This window comes from Actinomadura meridiana, assembly GCF_039537545.1.
Lineage (GTDB): Bacteria > Actinomycetota > Actinomycetes > Streptosporangiales > Streptosporangiaceae > Spirillospora > Spirillospora meridiana.
In genome coordinates this window covers 95,911-114,416 of sequence record NZ_BAABAS010000027.1, presented here as the reverse complement: position 1 = coordinate 114,416, position 18,506 = coordinate 95,911, and the positions used below count along the sequence as shown (strand labels likewise).

Here is an 18,506-nt window from a genome sequence, read left to right as displayed (position 1 = left end):
CTCCCTGGGACGCTGGGGCGGCGGCTCCGCCGGGGTTGCTGGTGGTTAGCGAGTGTTGAGGAAGTGGTCCAGGACGCGGGTTCCGAAGGTCAGGGCGTCCAGGGGGACGCGCTCGTCTACGCCGTGGAACATTCCCAAGTAGTCGAGGCCTGGAGGGAGGAGTAGTGGGGCGAAACCGAAGCTTGAGATGCCGATGTCGTTGAACGCCTTGGCGTCGGTGCCGCCGGCCATCACGTAGGGGATGGGACGGGCGAGGGGGTCCTCGGCGCGGAGGGCGTCGGCGAGTGCGGCGAACGTCGGGCCCGCCGGGTCGGCCGCCGGGGCCTCCTCGAAGTTGACGAACTCGCGGGTGACCTTCGGGCCGAGGAGCCGGTCCACCGTGGTGAGGAACTCCTCGCCCGTGCCGGGCAGGTAACGGCCGTCGACCTGCGCGGTCGCCGTGCCCGGCACGACGTTGATCTTGTAACCGGCGTCGAGCCGCGTGGGGTTCGCGGAATTGCGGATCGTGCCGGTGAAAAGGCGGCCGACGCCACCAAGGCGCGCGGCCTCCGCGTCGAGGCGATCCAGGTCGATGGTGATGTCCAGCGCGTCCGCCAAGCCGTTCAGCAAGGCCCGGACGCCGGAGGTCAGGCGAATGGGCCACTGATGGGAGGCGAGACGGGAGACGGCGTGCGCGATCTCGGCGACCGCGTTGTCGGGGGCCGGTTTGGACCCGTGCCCGGCGGTGCCGCGCGCCGTCAGCCGCATCCACATCGTGCCGCGCTCACCCGTCGCGATCGGGTAGATCCGCACCCCGCCCGCGTCCACACTGAACCCGCCGGACTCGCTGATCGCCTCCGTGCACCCGTCGAAGAACGCGCGGTGTTCGCGCGCCACGTATCGGGAGCCGTACTCGCAGGTGCACTCCTCGTCCGCCAGGAACGCCAGCACCAGGTCACCGCGCGTGCGCCGCCCTTCACGCAGCCGTTGCCGGACGGTCGCGAGCGTCATCGCGAGGGTGCCCTTCATGTCGACGGCGCCGCGCCCCCACACGCACCCGTCGCGCACCTCACCGGAGAACGGCGGGACGGTCCACTCGGCAGGGTCGGCGGGCACCACGTCGAGATGCCCGTGGATCAGGAACGCCGGGTGGGCGGGGTCGGTCCCCGGGATGCGCGCCAGCACGCTCGCCCGTCCCGGTGCGGACTCCACGATCGTTGACGGCAGGCCCACCTCGTCCAACAACCTGGCGACATACTCGGCCGCAGGCCGCTCCGGCTTGGCCACACCCTCACCACGGTTCGTGGTGTCAAAGCGAATGAGATCCGCACAGATCCCCGCCACTTCGTCCGCAGCCGTCATGCCACCCCTCAAGAGAGCCCGCCCGTTGTCGAACCCGCCCGGTCGGCGCCCCCGGTCCTGGCGTCTTCCGGTCCTGGCTGTCTTGACGTCCTACTCAGGCGCTGGAGCCGATTACGCGGGCACGTGGATCATTGATCTGGGTTGGGGCGGATCCTCAGGAGTTTCGAAGATATCCCCGCCCTCGTGGAGTCGGACGCACTCGTCGTGCACCGCCGGAAGGCTTCGGGGGACGTTGGGGAAGGACCAGGCGGCGGGCGCGATCGTTTACGCCGTTCGTACGCCCGTGGTCTCGGTGGTGTTCGACATCGGCGTGGCTCTGGGTTTGCGACGTCGGTGGGGACGGCGTGCGCGATCTTGGTCGGCCTCGTATGCCTGGCGGATGCCTGCGCTGTTGGCGAGACGAGGGCGGGCGGGGGTGGCTTGTGGGGTTTCGTGGGGTGGGGTCCGTAGGGTGGGGGGATGGCACGCAAGGGTAGGCGTGGGCCCCGGGCGAACCTGTTTGAGATCGACGCTGGGGAAGCTGAGTTGTTGCGTGACGCTGATCGTGACGGTGGGTGGATGTTGCTGGTCGGTGGGGTGCCTCAGTCGTACGTGGACCTGTCCGACCCCACTTATCTTGACTTCGAGTACATGCGGTTGATGGGGGACGTCGTCGACTGTTTGCGCGGGGACGTGTTCGACGCGGTGCATGTGGGTGGTGCGGGGTGCACGTTGGCGCGTTATGTCGCGGCTACGCGGCCCGGGTCCCGGCAGGTCGTGTTCGAGCCGGACGCGGGGCTGGTGCGGCTTGTTCGAGAGCGGTTGCCCGTTAAGGGGGTTTCGGGGCTGCGGATCCGTGTGGTCGATGGGCGTAGTGGGGTCGCGGCGCTGGGGGATGAGGTTGACGACCTTGTGGTGATGGACGCGTTCGCGGAGGCGTCCATGCCGCCCGATCTCGCCACCCGGGAGTTCGTTCTGGACGTGGCGCGGGTCCTGCGGCCCGGTGGGGTCTACATGCTGAACGTGGCCGACGGGTTCCGGTTGCCGTTCGCGCGGCGGGTCGCCGCCACCGTGCGGTCGGTGTTTCGGCACACGTTGATGATGGGCGACCCGGGGGTGCTGCGCGGTCGGCGGTTCGGGAATCTGATCGTGGCCGGGTCGCGGGAGCCGCTTCCGGTGGACGAGTTGCGGCGCCGCGCGGCAGGTGGCGCGGTGCGGGCGCGGCTGCTGGACGGGGGCGACCTCGCCGCGTTCTGCGCGGGTGCGGCCCCGTTGCGCGACGGGGAGGAGATCGTGGCTCCCGTCCCGCCCCCGCAGGTTTTCGGGAGGTCGTGAGTATTCCGGACGGCCTACCGTTCCGTATCGGCCTCACGGACCCCGGCCATGTCCCATAATCGAGCGATGGAGTCGTCCACCCGAATTCTGATTCTCGGCATGGATTCGTCGGGGAGAGTACTCCAGTTCGACCGTAATGCCGCCGCCGTCTTGGGACCGGATGGCAACGGCCTACTGGGCGCTCACCTCGACGAGGTGATCCCGGGCGCGCGGGAGCCGCTGCTGGAGGCATTGAAGGCCGGGCGGGAGCGCACCGCCATGCTCGCCGTGGAGGCGGCGTCGGGCGGGCTGCTCGACGCGGTCGTGACCGTGCATCCGATGAACGGGTCCGCGCCGGACATCGCGGCGCTCGCCGTCGTCCGGGTGCCGGTGCCGCTCGCCGACCGGTTCGTCGACCCCGCGGTCATCCGCCGGGCGCTGCTGGACGACGCGCTCCCGCGGATCGGTTCGACGCTCGACCTTGAGATGCTGGCGCGCGGCCTGATGGACGTCCTGGTCCCGCATTTCTGCAACTCCGGCGCATTGTTGCTGCTGGAGACCCATTTGGACGCCGACGAGGCGCCGGATGGTCCTGACGGCCCGCAACTGCGGCGGATGGCCATTGGGTTCGACGACGACGATCCGGCGTGGGACGCGACATTCCCGACCGGGGAGTCGGTCGTCTATCCGGCGGGCACTCCGTATGCGCAGTGCCTCTCGTCCGGGGAGGCCGTGTTGCGGGCGCTGGGCGGTGACGGCGCCTCGGTGCTCGCCTCCGACCTGCGGCGCCCGCCGGTCGGCGACCTGTTGAAGGGCGCGTCGATGCTGTTGCTGCCGATCACGTCGGCGGCGGGCGTCCTCGGGTTCTTCGTCTGCACGCGGACCGTGGCGCACCGTCCGTTCGACGCCTACGACGTCGAGATCGGGATGGAGTTCGCCAACCGGGCGTCCATCTTCATCGAGAGCGCCCGGCAGTACTCGCGGGAGCGTGCCACCGCGCTCACCCTTCAGCGCAGCCTGTTGCCGACAGGGCTGTCGGCACCGTCGCCGGTGGAGGTGCACCACCGGTACCTGCCGGGCAGCCGCCTCATCGAGGTCGGCGGCGACTGGTACGAGTCGATCGCGTTGCCCGGCGCGCGGGTCGCCCTCGTCGTGGGGGACGTCGCCGGGCACGGTGTGAAGGCCGCCGTCACTATGGGACGGTTGCGTACCGCCATTCATACTCTCGCCGGTCTTGAGCTGCCGCCCGCGGAGGCCCTGGAGCGGCTCGACTCGTTGATGCGGACGCTCGGCGAACGCGAGCCGCACTTCGCGACCTGCGCCTACGTCGTGTACGACGCGGTCAGCGGACGGTGCGAGGTCGCCAGTGCCGGGCATCTGCCGCCGCTGCTCGTCCCGCCCGGCGCGGAGCCCGAGTACCTGCCGGTGCCGCCCGCGCCGCCGCTCGGTGTCGGCGGTGACGGGCCGATCGTCAGCCGCGAGTTCGACGTCGAGGACGGGACGCTCCTGTTCCTCTACACCGACGGCCTGGTCGAGAACCGGGCCCGCGACATCGACGACGGCCTGGCCCGGCTGCGCGGCGTGTTCGGCGACGGCGCCGCCCGCCCGCTCGACGAGCTGTGCCAGACGGCCCTCGACGGCGTCTACGACGACGAGCACCGCGACGACATCGCGATGCTCGTGGCGCGCCTCGCGCGCATCCCCGCCGACCGGCACGCCACGTGGGAGTTGCCCGCCGAGCCCGCCGCCGTCCGGAGGGCGCGCGGCCTCATCCGCGACCAGCTGAACCGCTGGGGTCTGGACGACCTGGCGCACCCCACGATGCTGCTGGCGTCGGAGCTGGTCACGAACGCGATCCGGCACGCGGGTGGACGGATCAAGCTGCGGCTGGTCCGGGAGGGCGGGCTGGTCTGCGAGGTGTTCGACTCCGCCGACGGCCGTCCCCGCGTCCGGCACCGCGACGAGGACGGCGACATGGTCGAGTCGGGCCGTGGCCTGCACGTCGTCGGGCGGCTGGCCTCCCGGTGGGGCGTGCGCCGCACCCCGGAGGGCAAGGTCGTGTGGTGTGAGCAGGCGCTCAGCCCGCCCCGCTGAACCTCTCGTCCCGGCGCAGGACGACGAGGGCGACGTCGTCCTCGCGGTGGCCGAACTCGGCGATGATCCGGTCGCCGTACCGTTCGAGTTCGTCGTCGACGTCGGCCGCCAGGGTGCGCAGCCGTTCCAGGTTGTCGGCGAGGGGGATGCCACGGTCCTCGATCAGCCCGTCGGTGAGCAGCACGACGGTGCCGCCGGGCGGGATCCGCGTCTTCTCGACCGTGACGCCGCTCAGGTCGCTCGGGGCCCTGGGGAAGCCGAGCAGGACGCCGCCGCCGTCGCCGTAGCGGGCCCGGCCGCCGGAGATGTGCAGCGGCGGGATGTGCCCGGCGCTGGCGACATGCGCGTCGCCGCTCAGCGGGTCCACGGTCATCAGGCACATGGTGGCGGTCTGGTCGTCGTGGTAACGCTCCATCACGCCGTTCAGCAGCCGCAGGATCGTGACGGGGTCGTGGCCCTCGGCGGCGAACGCGCGCAGCGCGTGCCGGATCTCCGCCATGACGGTCGCGGCGTGCAGCGAATGCCCCTGCACGTCCCCGATGGCGACCAGCATCCGGTCGCCCCGGTCCAGGACCTCGTAGAAGTCGCCGCCGACCTCGGCCTGGTCGCTGGCCGGTTCGTAGCGGACGGCCAGCGACCAGCCCGGCACGGACGGCAGCGACGACGGGAGCAGGCTGTGCTGGAGGGTCAGGGACGTCGTGTGCTCCTCGGTGTAGGAGCGCAGGGCCTCCATGGCGAGCGCCACCGCCTGCCCGAGCTGGCGCAGCACGTTCGTGTCGTCCTCGGAGCGCGCGCCACGGCCCCCGAGGCCGATGCCGATGGGCGGACGGCCGTTCTTGAACCGCGCGACCACGAGCGACACGTCGTCCTCCACGACGCTGTCGGGCAGGATCTCCAGCCATCGTTCCAGCGGCACCTGCGTGACCTCCGCGCCGGTCGCGTCGTCCAGCCCGCTGATCGCGGCCAGCCGGGCGGGGAGGTCCGGCGGGCAGTCGCGGCGCCATGGGCCGATGCCGAGCTCCGACGTCCACCGCGCCCGGCCGTCGGGCGGCAGCACGAACACCGAGGCCGGGGCCCCGAAGATCGCGAACGCGCCGCGGGCGGCGACCGCGGCCACGCCGTCGAAGGACTCGGCGGCGTTGATGGCCATGGTCGTGCGGGTGAGTTCGTCCAGGCGGGCGGCCAGCCGTTCGGCGCGGCGGCGGGCCTGGTAGTAGCGCAGCACCGCCTCGACGGTGGCGAGGAACTCGCCGGGGTCGATCGGGTCGGTCATGTAGGCGTCGGCGCCGCTGCGCAGCCCCTCGGTACGGTCGGCGACGTTGACGGCCTGCGCCGAGATGTGGATCACGGGCAGCGCGGAGGTGTCCGGCGCGGCCTTGATCCGTTCGCAGACCTCCATGCCGCTCATGTCGGGGAGCCGGACGTCCAGCACCACCAGGTCGATGGTGCGCTCGGTGAGGCGGCCCCAGGTCTCGGCGGCCGTCGCGGCCTCCACGACGGTGTGGCCCGCGCGCCGCAGCCAGCTTCCGATGATGTACCGCTTGGTGTCGTTGTCGTCGACCACCAGCGTCGTGGTCACGGCCGTCACCTCCCGTCCGCCACGTCGCGGGCCCTGCGCGCCGCGTCGGCGAGCGTCTCCGGGCCGATGAGGTCCTTGCTGAGCACGGCGCCCGCGCGTGCGCCGGGGCCCTCCGGATAGGGACGGGCCGGGACGTCCGACGAGGTGACCAGCACGACCGGCATGTCCGGGGGCAGCCGGTCGAGGACGTCGTAGCCGCCCATCCCCGGCATCCGCAGGTCGAGCAGGACGAGGTCGGGCGGGTCGGCCTCGGCGACGGCCAGGGCGGCGTGCCCGTCGGCGGTCTCGGTGACCCGTCCGGCGGAGTCCTCCACCAGCCCGCGCAGGACGCGGCGGAACGCGTCATCGTCGTCGGCGATCAGCACGTGGCGGAGCCGGAGGTCGGCGAGGCTCGCGCACGGCGGCAGCCGCAGCGTCACCGTCGTGCCCTCGCCCACGACGCTGTGCAGGTGCAGGTCGCCGCCGAGCGCCCCGGCGAGGCGGCGCGCGTAGGGCAGGCCGAGGCCCGTGCCGCCCGCCTTCCCGCCCGGCGCCCGGAAGAACTCCTCGAAGACGCGGGCGAGGTCGGCGGGCGCGATGCCGGGCCCTGTGTCGGAGACGACGAACTCGACGCACTCCGGTTCGTTCCGGGGGGCGTGGGGGGTCGTCCCCTCACGAGAGGCAGGCCCGGACCGTGCCGTGACGTTGACCTCGCCCGACGCGGTGAACTTCAGCCCGTTGCCGATCAGGTTCCGCAGGATGCGGGAGAGCATCTCCAGGTCGGTGACGATGATGGGCGGCGCGGTGGCGGCGTTCACGGTGAGCGCCAGCCCGGCCTGGTCCGCGATCGGGGTCAGCAGCTCCGACAGCTCCGCCAGCAGCGCGGGGACCTCCACCGCCTCCAGGCGTGGCTCCAGCGCGCCGCGTTCGGCCTTCGCCATGTCGAGGAGCTCGTTGACCAGCGTCAGCAGGGTCTCGCCGGTGTCTCCGATCAGGGTGAGCTGCTGGCGCTGCTCGTCGGTGAGGGGGTCGGCGGCCGGGTCGAGCAGCAGCCGGACGAGCCCGATCACGCCGTTGACGGGCGTGCGCAGCTCGTGGCTGACGGCGGCCCAGAACCGGTTCTTCGCCTCGCCCGCCTCCCGGAGCTGGTCGGACTTCTCCTCCAGCTCGGCGTACAGCGCCACGACGCCCCGGTTGGTCTGCTCCAGCTCCGCGGAGATCTCGTTGTAGAGCGCCATGACGCCCTGGTTCGTCGCCTCCAGCTCGGTGTTGAGGGACCGCAGTTCCTCGCGCTGCCGTTGGAGGTCGGCGAGCGCGGCCATCAGCTCGGCGTTCTGCGTCCGCAGCTCCTCCAGCGCGCGGACGGGACGCAGACGTCCGAGGCGGGCGCGCAGGTCGTCCAGGTCGGCGTCGCCGGGCGGTTCGGCGCCCGCGGGCAGGTCCTTGCGGAGCCGGACGCGCATGCCGTCGCCGGTGCGCTCCTGCTCGACCAGGGTCAGCAGGCGCGAGACGGCGGCCTCGCACTCGCGGGCCCCGTCCATGCTGGTCCGGGGCACCAGGTCCAGTTCGATCACCAGTGCGGGGCGGTGCCCGCGGTCGAGGTGGAACGCGACCGTGACCCGTCCCGAGCAGGCGTACAGTTCCCGTCCGGCCTCGCTGAGCGCGGTGGCGACCCGCACCTGGTCCTGGTGTTCGAGGCCCACCTCGGCGGCGACGCGGCGGCCCAGCCGCCGGACGGCGAAGACGCCCTCCTCGTCGACGATCTCGGTCCGCAGCAGCTCGCCGGACGGGTCCCCGGTCATCGGCTCACCCCCCGCCGAACCTCGTGACGTCGGACGCCGTGTCATCGGACCTCGTGACGTCGGACGCCGTAGCAGCAGATGTCGTGACGGCGAGCACGGAGCGGTCGTCGTGGCGGATCCCGGCGTCGCGCAGCAGGGCGGCGGCGATCAGCAGCGGGTCGCGGCCCAGCAGCCCCGGCTGGTCGGTGAGCCGCCACCGGCTGGTGAGGCCGTCGGAGTGCAGGACCACCACCGCGCCCGGCGGCAGCGGGTAGGCGTGCTCGCGGATCCGCTCGGTGTGGGCGCCCGCGATCCCCGGGACGGAGATCATGCCGTGTCGACGCTCCGGCCCGACGATCCACGCCGCGACGTTCCCGATCCCGGCGAACCGCACCCGCCGGGCGGCGGGCTCCACGGCGGCGACGGCGACGGCGCCGCCCCGGGTGGCGGCCATCCGCCGGTGCGCGTGCCGCAGGACGTCGGCGGGACGGGACGGCGACGGCGTCTCGTGCGCGGCGCCGATCGCGGCCCACGCCGCCCGTGCCGCCAGCGGGCCGTGTCCGAGGCCGTCGCAGAGCATCGCGTAGACGGTGCGTCCGTCCGCCGTGTCGCCCGTCTCCCAGGCCGTGTAGGCGTCGCCGCACTCGTCCTCGCCGTCGATCGGGACCGCGAGGCCCGCCATCGGCGGCCCCGGCGCGGACGGCGAGCCCGGCGGCCGGAACCGCGCGTACAGGACGGTCCCGACCCGCGGCCGCGAGTACAGGCCGCTGCGGTCGGCCAGCCGCTCGATCGAGCCGAGCCCGAGGCCGAGGGTGCCGCCGGTCGAGTAGCCGTCCGTCCGCGACACCGGCACGTCGGCGATGCCGGGGCCCCGGTCGACGCAGACGAACTCCAGGGCGGGGCCGCCGCCGTCCCGCACGATCCGCAGCAGCATCTCGCCTTCGCGCGCGTGCGCGGCGAGGTTCGTGGCCGCCTCCGTCGCCGCGAGCTGCACCTGGCCGAGGCGTTCCCCGCCGAACCCGAGCCGCTCGGCGAGCACGGTGATCCGCCGCCGCACCCCGGCGGCCGCGCTGGGCTCCTCCACCCGCACCCGCAGCGAGTCCCCGGCCAGCGGGCTGGTCGTCCATCCGCCGGTCAGCGGGTCCATTTGGCCACCGTCACCGTGGTGCCCCGGCCCGTCTCGCTGCACAGGCTGAACTCGTCGCTCAGCCGCCGCGCGCCCGACAGGCCGAGGCCGAGGCCCGTCCCGCTCGTCCAGCCCTCGCTGAGCGCCTGCTCGATGTCGGCGATGCCGGGGCCCTCGTCGGCGAAGACGATCCGGACGCCCGTCCGGCCGCGGTCGCCGACGGCCCGTTCGACCCGCATCGTGCCGCCGCCGCCGTGCGCGTAGGTGTTGCGCGCCAGCTCGCTCGCGGCCGTGACGATCTTGGTCTGGTCGACCAGCGACAGTCCGGCGGCGGCGGCCGCTGCGCGCACCACCTGCCGGACGCGGACCACGTCGTCGTTGGACGCGATCGGCACCTCCTCGCCCGGTGCCCGCTCGGTGGGCGCCCCCTCGCCGGGCGGGGACGTCATGGGGTGCCCGCCGGGTGGGTGGGACGGGCGGCCGCGACCCGGGTGCCGAGCAGCCGCATGCCCTCCTCCAGGTCCAGCGCGGTGCGCACGCCGCCGAGCGACAGCCCCAGCTCCACCAGCGTGATCGCGACCGCCGGACGCATCCCGACCACGACCGTCTCGGCGTCCATGAGCCGCGACATGGACGCGATGGTGGCGAACATGCGGCCGATGAACGAGTCGACGATGTCCACGGCCGTGATGTCGATGATCACGCCGTGGGCGCCGGTCGCGACGATCCGCGCGGCGAGGTCCTCCTGGAGTGCCAGGACCGTCTGGTCCTGCAAGTCGACCTGGATCGACACGAGCAGGACGTCCCCGATCTTGAGAATCGGCACCCGTTCCATCAGCCCTCCCCGCTCTTCCGGGGGGTGTGGGGGGTCGTCCCCCCAGAGTCCGCACTGGGGACGACGCGGCGGCCGCAGCGTTCGAGGACGTAGGACAGGGCGTCGGCCATGGTCGCCTTGGTCACGATGTCGCCGAACTCGATGCCGAGCGCCACGATCGTCTGCGCGATCTGCGGCCGGATCCCGGAGATCACGCAGTGCGTGCCCATCAGCCGGGCCGCCAGTACCGCCTTCATCAGGTGCTGGGCGACCTCGGTGTCCACGGCGGGGACGCCGGTGATGTCGATGACCGCGAACCGGGAGCCGGTGTCCACGAGCGTCTGGAGCAGGGTCTCCAGCACGACCTGGGTGCGGGCCGAGTCGAGCGTGCCGACCAGCGGCACCGCGACGACGTCCTCCCACAGCTTGACCACGGGAGTGGACAGTTCGAGCAGCTGCTCGGCCTGGTCGGCGATGATCTGTTCGCGGGCGGCGGCGTAGGTCTCGAACGTCACGAGGCCGAGTTCGTCGACGAAGGACGTGAAGTCGAGGAGCGCGCCGAACGCCCCCTGATCCTGGGAGGCGCGGACCTGTTCGTACATGGCCTTCTTCAGCGCGAACACGCTGACCGCCGTCTCCTTCGGGCTGAAGCCCTGCCGGGCGCGGCTGCGGGAGATCTCCGACAGCGCCGCGCGCAGTTCGCCCGCGGCGGTGCCGTCGGCGCTGAATGCCTGTTCGACCAGGTCGTACAGCTCGGTCAGTTCCAGGCGGATCTCGCCCTCGGTGATCCGGCCGCGGACGGCCTCGCTCACCAGCCCGATCCACCGGTCCAGGATCGGCTCCCGTCTGGATCGCAGGAGCGCGGTGATCGGTGTCTCGTCCGAGCCGTCGGCCATGGCCGCGCCCCCATCCCTGCCGCGCCACCCGGTGCTCACCCGCCCAACCGTAACCCCCCATACGGTGCAGACCACCCGGTATGACCTGGACGTTTACGTGGGATGACCGCCTTTTTGGCTTCGGTTCCGCGGTGACCTTTTGTGGGTTAGTCCCACCAGAAGGACCAGTTGGTCTTGCCGCGGATCTCCTCGGCGTACCCGGCGAGGGTGCCGGGGCCCTGGAACAGGATGTCGGGGCAGAAGGCCCAGTGTTCGGCGGCGACCTGGACGGCGTGCCGGGTCGTGACCGGCGGCGCCGCGACGCTGAGTTCCAGCGTGTTGAACCCGAGGGCGACGACGCGGGCGCCGAAGCGGTCCTCCCAGCCCCGCAGGACGGCCGACAGCGGCGCCGTCCACTCGTTGTGGTTGAGGGCCCCCTGCCAGCCGACGGCGGCCAGCGCGTCGGCGCCGCGCTCCACAGGGACGAGGCCCAGCGAGAGGCCGCGGGCGGCGAGGGCGCGGGAGCACCGGTCCGCCATGGCGTCCGGGTCGTCGAGGGGGACGCCGGGCGGTGCGAGCCCCGGGCAGTGCCGCCCGAACGGGGCCAGGTCGTCCAGGTCCTCGGTGGCGGCCTGCTCGGCCCAGTCCGACCACACCTCGGACATGAACGCCTGCGGGACGTAGTTCTCGACCTCCGCGACCGGCTCGGGGGCGATCTGGCCGGACGCCCACGGCTGGTCGGTCTCGTCCATCAGCAGCGGCCACAGGCCCGACCGGTCGTGCTCGGCGCGAAGGCCCGCCCACAGGCCGCCGGGGGCGGGCTCCTCGCTCAGCCAGAACGCGGGGCGCAGGACCTGGCTCCGCTGCGGATACCCCGGGTCGGGCCAGACCAGGTCGCCCGCGGGCAGTGACGTCGACAGCGTCCGCTCGGCTGGCCCCGGCGGGCCGAACAGCCGCGGCAGGTCGCCCGGCAGGTGCCGGACCTCCACATCATCCATCTCACGCCGTTCCGGTACAGAGCATCCCAACAGGATCGAGATGGTAACGGCGTCCGGCCCCCGCGTGTCGGGTAGTCAGCCCTCCCGGCCACGCACCAGATAGTCGATCAGTAGCGCGATGACGCCGACTCCGGTCGCGGCGCTGGCCGCGATCCCCAGCCAGCCGTCGCCCAGGATGGTGTTGACGCCGACGTTCACGGCGATGAGGACGCCGACCAGGGTCCATCGGGTCTGGTTGCTCATGGTTCATGCCTTTCGGAGGTAGGTGCAGGTCAGGAGAGCGTGGGGGAGGTGCGGCGACGCAGGACGGCCCGTGCCGGCAGCAGGATCGCGGCGCCGCCGGACCCCACCACGGCGGCGAGGATCACCGCGCACGACACCGGAGAGATCGACGGCAGCGGCAGCCCGGTGACCGCCGTCGCGAACACCGGCAGCGTGACCGCGACGATCAGCGTCCCGGCGGCGATGCCGGTGCCGAGCACGATCGCGGCCTCCAGCCGGAGCATCCGCAGCACCTGGCCGCGGGTCGCGCCGACCAGTCGCAGCAGCGCGAACTCGCGTCGCCGCGCCGCCGTCGCGACCGCCAGCGTCGTGACGAGGCCGATCAGGATGAAGCCCGTGATCGCGCCGACCACCACGAGGTTGACGAACCCCTGGAGCCGGATCTCCTGCGAAAGGCTCGCGCCGAAGGCGTCCGGCGTGATCACCCGGGTTCCGGCGTAGGCGGCGGTGACGGCCCGCAGGTTCGAGGTGTCGCCCCGGACGAGCACGTGGTCGTCGAGTGGAGAGGCCCCGTGCGCCGCCACCAGGTCGTGGGGGAGCAGGACGTCCCCGAAGCCGAGGCCCCGCTCGTACACGGCGACGACCTTGGCCTCGACCTTCGTCCCGTCGCCGAGCCACAGCCGCGCCGTGGACCCGACGTGCAGGCCGCCAGCCACGTCCCGGCTGAGCGCGACGGTGGTCCCGCGCAGGTCGCCGAGGCGGCCGGACGTCACCTTCGGGTCCATGGTCGCGGCGGCGTCCGCGCCGATCCCGCGGGCGTTCAGCGACCGCAGGTTCTGCTCGCCCAGCTCCTTGACGGGCATGACCACGGTGGTGCTCTTGACGGGGGTCGCGGCGGTGACGCCCGGGGCGCGGCGGGCCGCGTCGGCGACGTCGCGGGGGAGCCCGGGGCCGTCCGCCACGATGACCCGGTCGGCGCGGTCACCGGCGTGCGCCTGCGTCCGAGTCGCGTGCGCGACCGTCGTCTGCGCGAACAGTTGGACGCCCGCGAACGCCACGGCCAGCGCGACCGGCGTGATGAGCGACCCGGCGCGCACGGCCGCGGCTCCCGCCGTGTGCTGCGCCATCCGTCCGGACACCGGCGACACCGCTCGGGCGGCGCGGCCCAGCACCCGGTTCCCGATCCGCGCCACCAGCGGCCCGAGCAGCGCCATCGCGGTGATCAGCGCCATGACGAGACCGCCGATCGACGCTGCGGCGGTCGGCCCGGTCGTCACCGCCGCGACGCCGAGCGCGTTCAGGCCGACGACGAGGAACCCGACGCCGGTGACGACGCGCCAGCGGGGCAGCGCGGCGCGCTCGACGGCCGCCTCCCCGAGCGCCTCCACCGGACGGATCCGCGACACCCGCAGCGCGGCGAGGAACGCGGTCCCGACGGCGGCGAGCAGCGTCACCGCGACCGCGGCGAGCGCCGGGAGCGGGCTGAGCGACAGCCCGAAACCGTCCGGCAGGACGCCCTCGTGGCGCATCGCGGCGTGCATCGCCGCGCCGAGCCCCAGCCCGAGGACGCCACCGGCGAGCGCGGCCGGCACGCCGATCCGCGCCGTCTCGCGGACGAGCCGTCCCCGCACCTGGCCGGGTGTCGCGCCGACCGCGCGGAGCAGCGCGAACTCGCGGGCCCGCTCCCGTACCGACAGCACGATCAGCCCGCCGACGATCACCAGCGCCGTCATGATCGCGATACCGCCGAACGAACCGGCGATCTCCACGATGTCGGGACGGGCGGCGGCGACGGCGAGATCCTCGGCGTCACCGCGCTCCGCGCCGGTCGCGACGGACAGGCCGGGGGCGGCGGCGCTGAGCGCGTCCTTGTCGAGATCCGCTTTGCCGAGCACCGCCAGCGCGTCGGCCTTGCCGGGATGCCCGTAGAGGGCCGTCGCCGTCGCGGTCGTGAAGAACGCCGCGCTGGGGCCCGCCTCGACGAGGCCCGCAACGCGGTAGGGGCGGGGCTTGCCGTCCGCCTGCACCTGGACTGTCGCCCCAGGCTTTACGCCAGTGCCGCTGCTCAGCACGACCTCGTCCGGTGCCTGCGGGGCGTGGCCCGCGGTCAGCTTGTAGGGGCGCAGCGCCGCCGACTGCCAGCCGTGGCCCGTCACCGCCTGGCCGGAGGACAGGACGACGGGGAACGACACGTCCGGGACGACGTTCTGGACGCCGTCCACGGCCCGCAGCTTCGCGGCGGCCGCCAGCGGCACCCGGGCGGGCTCGGTAAGTGGACGGGTCTGCTTCTCCGGCTCCGACCCCCACGGCTTCACCCAGTTCTCGACGCTCCGCGGCCCCGTCACGACGGCCGCCGCCGCGCCGTACCGCTCGACCGGCGCGTGCGCCCGCAGCCCCGACTCCAGCAGCACGCCGCACGCGCCCACCAGCGTGGCCGCGAACGCCAGCGCCACGAAGATCCCGGCGAAGATGCCCTTGTTCTGCTTCACAGCGACTCCCAGCGGCCCATGACGGTGGAGACCGTGGGGGCGACGAGTTCGTCCACGATGCGGCCACGGCTGAGGAACACGACGCGGTCGGCCCACGCGGCGGCCACCGGGTCGTGGGTGACCAGCACGACCGTCTGCCCGGTCTGGTCGACGGCCTCGCGCAGCAGCCGCAGGACGTCGCGGGCCGTGCGGGGGTCGAGCGCGCCGGTCGGCTCGTCCGCGAAGACGACCTCGGGACGGGTCACGAGCGCGCGGGCGAGCGCCGCCCGCTGCTGCTGACCGCCCGACAGCTCCGACGGACGGTGCCGCAGCCGCTCCGCCAGCCCGACGCGCCGGACGACCTCGTCCAGCCAGGCCCGGTCAGGCTCCACACCGCCGAGCTGCAACGGGAGCGTGATGTTCTGCTCGACGTCCATGGACGGCACCAGGTTGAACGCCTGGAACACGAACCCGATGCGCTCGCGGCGCAGCCGTGTCCGCTTGGCCTCGCTCAGCTGGCCGAGGTCGGTGCCGCCGATCCGGACGGTGCCGCTCGTCGGACGGTCCAGCCCCGACGCGCAGTGCAGGAACGTGCTCTTGCCCGATCCGGACGGCCCCATCACCGCCGTGAACGTGCCGCGTGGGAACGTCCAGGAGACGCCGTCCAGCGCCCGGACCTCCCCGTAGGTCCTGGTGACCGCGTCCAGCGTCACCGCCGCGCCCGGCCCGGCGGTGCGGGTCGCGGTCTCGGCCGTCATCGTCGTCATGGGTCCCCTCCGTGGGATGCCGCCTCTCACCTGCTCGAACCTAGAATTCGGAGGGCCTGAGCACATGGGCGCGCGCTCCCGAATCCGTGGTGTAGCGGGCTACACCACGGACCGGGGTGCCCGCCCTGTGTGCGCGGCGCTCCGGCGTCGCTTACGGTGTGCAACGAGGTGACATGAGCAGCGACATCGGACAGGCGGTACGCCGCAGCGCGCGGGCGACCCGGCAGGTCGCGGGCGGCCTGGTCACGGCCGTGCCCGCGCTGTTCGGCCTCGTCCCGCTGGCGGCCTTCCTGGTGCTGATCGTCATCGCGCTGCCGTGGCTTCCGACGGCGGTGCGGCCGCTCCGGGCGCTCGCGAACGCCGAACGGCGCCGCGCGGGCCGCGTCCTCGGCCGCGAGATCCCCGAGCCGTACCGGCCGTCGCGCGGGCAGGGACTGGACGAGGCGCGCCGCCTCGTCCGCGCACCGGACACATGGCGCGACATCGCGTGGATGGTCGGACACGGGTTCACCGGGCTGATAGCGGGTGTGTTCGCCGTCGGGCTGTGGCCCGCGATCCCGTACACGCTGTCGTTGCCGCTGTGGTGGTGGGCCGCGCCGGACGGGTCCACGTCGGCGTTCATCGTCCTGGACAGCTGGCCGAAGGCGCTGACGATGCCGTTCGTCCAGGGCGCGTTCGACCTGTTCCTCCTGTTGTGGCTGGTGCCGAGGTTCGCGCGCTGGCAGGCGCGGTTCGCCGAGCGGCTGCTCGGCCCGACCCGTGGGACCAGCCTGTCCGAACGGGTCGAGGAGCTCACCGAGACCCGCGCCGAGGCACTGGAGGCGCACGGCGCCGAGCTGCGCCGCATCGAACGCGACCTGCACGACGGGACACAGGCCCAGCTCGTCGCCGCCGCGCTCCGGCTCGGCCTCGCCGACCGCCGCTTCACCGCCGACCCGGACGCGGCCCGCACCCTGTTCCTGGAGGCGAGGGAGGGCATCGAGGAGGCCCTCACCCAGCTCCGGACCGTGATCCGCGGCATCTACCCGCCGATCCTGTCGGACCGGGGCCTCGCCGGGGCGCTCAACGCGCTCGCCGCCGCGCAGCCGATCCCCGTCGAGACGGACGTCCGGGTCGACCGGCGGGCGCCCGCCGCCGTCGAGGCCGCCGCCTACTTCGTCGTCGCCGAGGCGCTCACCAACATCGCCCGCCACAGCGGCGCCCGGCACGGCTGGGTCGTGGTCCGCCGCGAACCCGCCCGGCTCGCGGTCACCGTGCGGGATGATGGCAAGGGCGGCGCCGACCCCGGTCGCGGCAGCGGCCTGTCCGGCATCCGCCGCCGGGTCGCCGCGCTCGACGGGACGACCCGCATCCACAGCCCCGACGGGGAAGGGACGACGCTCGAAGTGGACCTGCCGTGCGGATCGTGATCGCCGAGGACAACGTGCTGCTCCGGGAGGGGCTGATCATGCTGCTCGGCTCCGACGGCCACGAGATCGTCGCCGTCGCCGACAGCGGCCCCGACGTGCTGCCCGCGCTGCTGGAGCACCGTCCGGACGTCGCCGTCCTCGACGTCCGGCTGCCACCCGGGTTCCGGGACGAGGGCCTGCGCGCCGCCGTCCAGGCCCGCAAGCGGCTGCCGGGGCTGCCGGTGCTCGTGCTGTCCCAGTACGTCGAGGAGACCTACGCCGCCGAGCTGCTCGCGGGCGGCGCCGAGGGCGTCGGCTACCTGCTCAAGGACCGGGTCAGCCGCGTCGACGAGTTCCTGGACGCGCTGAACCGCGTCGCCGCGGGCGGCACCGCGCTCGACCCGGAGGTCGTCTCGCAGCTGATGTCGTCCCGGCAGAACCCGCTCCAGGCCCTCACGCCCCGCGAGCGCGAGGTCCTCGGCCTGATGGCGCAGGGCCTCGACAACGCCATGATCGCCACCACCCTCGTCATCACGGAGAGGTCCGTCAGCAAGCACATCGGCGCCGTGTTCGCCAAACTCGACCTCCCGCCCACCGACAGCGGACACCGCCGCGTCCTGGCCGTCCTCGCCTACCTCAACTCATGACCGAACAGCCACCGATCAGGCGTGCGGTCCGGGCCCTCCTGCTGGACGGTGACGCGCTCGTCCTGCTCCGCCGCACGCGCGATGACCGGCCCGTCTACTGGACGACCCCCGGCGGCAAGATCGAACCCACGGACGGGACGCCCGAGGCGGCGCTGCGCCGCGAACTCGACGAGGAACTCGGCGCCACCGCCGGGCCCGTCCGCCAGGTGTTCGCCTGCGCCGAACTGCGGCCCGACCTGCACCGCGTCACCACGTTCTACGTGTGCCGCCTGCTCGCGATGGACCTGTCCCGCAGGCACGGCCCCGAGTTCGACGACCCCGCCAACGGCCGCTACGACGTCGACCGCTTCCCGTGCACGCCCGCCGCGCTCACGTCCATCGCGCTGATCCCCGAGATGCTCACCGGCTTCCTCCAGGACCACGCGACCGACCTTTCCGGCCTGCTCTCATAGCGGCGCCATGCCGGCGAGGAGGTAGTCCAAGCCCTGCGCGAACGCGGCGTCCCACCCGTCGCCGGGTAGGTGTCCGTGCTCAGCGAGCGCCGGATAGCGATCGCGGTTGCGGGCGAGGTACTCCTCGACGGCGTGTTCGGCGCCGTCCCGCGCGCCGATCTGCGTGAGCGCCGATCCGATGACGTAGTTCGCGACCGCGTACGCGGCGGCGGCGAGCCGAGGACCGGTCACGCCCGTGGCGGCCAGCGCCGCGTACAGGGCGTCGGTGCGGGCCAGGACGTTGGGCCCGAGCAACGGCCGTCCGCCGAGAACCGCCGCCGACCAGGGATGGTCGAGCATCGCGCGCCGCCACCCCGACATCAACGCGACCACGGCGCCGCGCCAGTCCGCACCGTCGTCGGGGATCGGGACGTCCCCGAACACGGCGTCGAGAGCCAGCTCCAGCACGTCGTCCTTGGTGTCGACATGCCAGTACAGCGTTGTGGACCCGGTGTTCAGGCGCTCGGCGAGCCGCCGCATCGTGAGCCGCCCGATGCCCTCCTCGTCCAGCAGCGCCACCGCCTCGGCGACGATCCGCTCACGGGTCAGAGGCGGCGCGCCCCGGCGGGAACGCTCCTCACGCAGCCACACACTCTCGGTCACCCACCCAGGCTAGTACCTTGGCCGAGTACCAGATCGACGA

The 18,506-nt window shown here is 73.2% G+C and carries 17 protein-coding genes; 5 read left to right on the top strand and 12 right to left on the bottom strand.

Annotation, left to right across the window (positions count from 1 at the left end):
* Positions 1–45: 45 nt before the first annotated feature.
* A complete protein-coding gene (locus ABD808_RS34420) occupies positions 46–1,341 on the bottom strand; it encodes a M20/M25/M40 family metallo-hydrolase (RefSeq protein WP_344906248.1) in 1,296 nt (431 codons plus the stop codon).
* A gap of 558 nt (positions 1,342–1,899) precedes the next feature.
* Here ABD808_RS34420 and ABD808_RS34415 point away from each other — a divergent pair.
* Positions 1,900–2,655 carry a spermidine synthase gene (locus tag ABD808_RS34415; RefSeq protein ID WP_344906245.1) on the top strand — a complete coding sequence of 252 codons (756 nt, stop codon included), beginning with the start codon at positions 1,900–1,902 and terminating at the stop codon, positions 2,653–2,655.
* 66 nt (positions 2,656–2,721) lie between these two features.
* Positions 2,722–4,728, top strand: a complete 2,007-nt coding sequence (locus ABD808_RS34410) for an ATP-binding SpoIIE family protein phosphatase (protein WP_344906242.1) — start codon at positions 2,722–2,724, stop codon at positions 4,726–4,728.
* Here ABD808_RS34410 and ABD808_RS34405 read toward each other — a convergent pair.
* The 10 genes from ABD808_RS34405 to ABD808_RS34360 all read right to left on the bottom strand — a co-directional run bounded on the left by ABD808_RS34405 (position 4,712) and on the right by ABD808_RS34360 (position 15,337).
* Positions 4,712–6,307: a SpoIIE family protein phosphatase gene (locus ABD808_RS34405; protein ID WP_344906239.1), complete on the bottom strand. Its 1,596-nt coding sequence runs from the start codon at positions 6,305–6,307 to the stop codon at positions 4,712–4,714. The genes ABD808_RS34410 and ABD808_RS34405 overlap by 17 nt on opposite strands.
* A 5-nt stretch (positions 6,308–6,312) precedes the next feature.
* On the bottom strand, positions 6,313–8,088 hold the full coding sequence (locus ABD808_RS34400) for an ATP-binding protein (protein WP_344906236.1): 1,776 nt from the start codon (positions 8,086–8,088) through the stop codon (positions 6,313–6,315).
* A 4-nt stretch (positions 8,089–8,092) separates the two neighbouring features.
* Positions 8,093–9,214 (bottom strand): ATP-binding protein, encoded by a 1,122-nt coding sequence (locus ABD808_RS34395; protein WP_344906233.1) that lies wholly within the window; start codon positions 9,212–9,214, stop codon positions 8,093–8,095.
* Positions 9,202–9,642 (bottom strand): ATP-binding protein, encoded by a 441-nt coding sequence (locus ABD808_RS34390; protein WP_344906230.1) that lies wholly within the window; start codon positions 9,640–9,642, stop codon positions 9,202–9,204. Before ABD808_RS34390 ends, ABD808_RS34395 begins: the two co-directional genes overlap by 13 nt.
* Complete coding sequence (locus ABD808_RS34385; RefSeq protein ID WP_344906228.1) at positions 9,639–10,028, bottom strand: STAS domain-containing protein; 390 nt, start codon at positions 10,026–10,028, stop codon at positions 9,639–9,641. The genes ABD808_RS34390 and ABD808_RS34385 overlap by 4 nt, the downstream gene beginning before the upstream one ends.
* Entirely contained in the window at positions 10,028–10,942 is a 915-nt protein-coding gene (locus tag ABD808_RS34380; protein ID WP_344906225.1) for an STAS domain-containing protein, read from the bottom strand. The genes ABD808_RS34385 and ABD808_RS34380 overlap by 1 nt, the downstream gene beginning before the upstream one ends.
* 107 nt (positions 10,943–11,049) lie before the next feature.
* Complete coding sequence (locus ABD808_RS34375) at positions 11,050–11,880, bottom strand: DUF4253 domain-containing protein (protein WP_344906223.1); 831 nt, start codon at positions 11,878–11,880, stop codon at positions 11,050–11,052.
* A gap of 75 nt (positions 11,881–11,955) precedes the next feature.
* Positions 11,956–12,123, bottom strand: a complete 168-nt coding sequence (locus tag ABD808_RS34370; protein ID WP_344906220.1) for a hypothetical protein — start codon at positions 12,121–12,123, stop codon at positions 11,956–11,958.
* A gap of 29 nt (positions 12,124–12,152) precedes the next feature.
* Complete coding sequence (locus ABD808_RS34365) at positions 12,153–14,591, bottom strand: FtsX-like permease family protein (protein WP_344906217.1); 2,439 nt, start codon at positions 14,589–14,591, stop codon at positions 12,153–12,155.
* Entirely contained in the window at positions 14,588–15,337 is a 750-nt protein-coding gene (locus tag ABD808_RS34360; protein ID WP_425549012.1) for an ABC transporter ATP-binding protein, read from the bottom strand. The genes ABD808_RS34365 and ABD808_RS34360 overlap by 4 nt, the downstream gene beginning before the upstream one ends.
* A gap of 173 nt (positions 15,338–15,510) precedes the next feature.
* Here ABD808_RS34360 and ABD808_RS34355 point away from each other — a divergent pair, with 173 nt between their 5' ends.
* Genes ABD808_RS34355 through ABD808_RS34345 form a run of 3 tightly spaced genes read left to right on the top strand, consistent with a single transcriptional unit; the run spans position 15,511 to position 17,824 of the window.
* Positions 15,511–16,746 (top strand): sensor histidine kinase, encoded by a 1,236-nt coding sequence (locus ABD808_RS34355; protein WP_344906214.1) that lies wholly within the window; start codon positions 15,511–15,513, stop codon positions 16,744–16,746.
* Positions 16,734–17,372 (top strand): response regulator, encoded by a 639-nt coding sequence (locus tag ABD808_RS34350; RefSeq protein WP_344906211.1) that lies wholly within the window; start codon positions 16,734–16,736, stop codon positions 17,370–17,372. Before ABD808_RS34355 ends, ABD808_RS34350 begins: the two co-directional genes overlap by 13 nt.
* Entirely contained in the window at positions 17,369–17,824 is a 456-nt protein-coding gene (locus tag ABD808_RS34345; RefSeq protein WP_344906208.1) for an NUDIX domain-containing protein, read from the top strand. Before ABD808_RS34350 ends, ABD808_RS34345 begins: the two co-directional genes overlap by 4 nt.
* Here the strand turns inward: ABD808_RS34345 and ABD808_RS34340 are convergent.
* On the bottom strand, positions 17,819–18,466 hold the full coding sequence (locus ABD808_RS34340) for a TetR/AcrR family transcriptional regulator (protein ID WP_344906205.1): 648 nt from the start codon (positions 18,464–18,466) through the stop codon (positions 17,819–17,821). The genes ABD808_RS34345 and ABD808_RS34340 overlap by 6 nt on opposite strands.
* Positions 18,467–18,506: the final 40 nt, after the last annotated feature.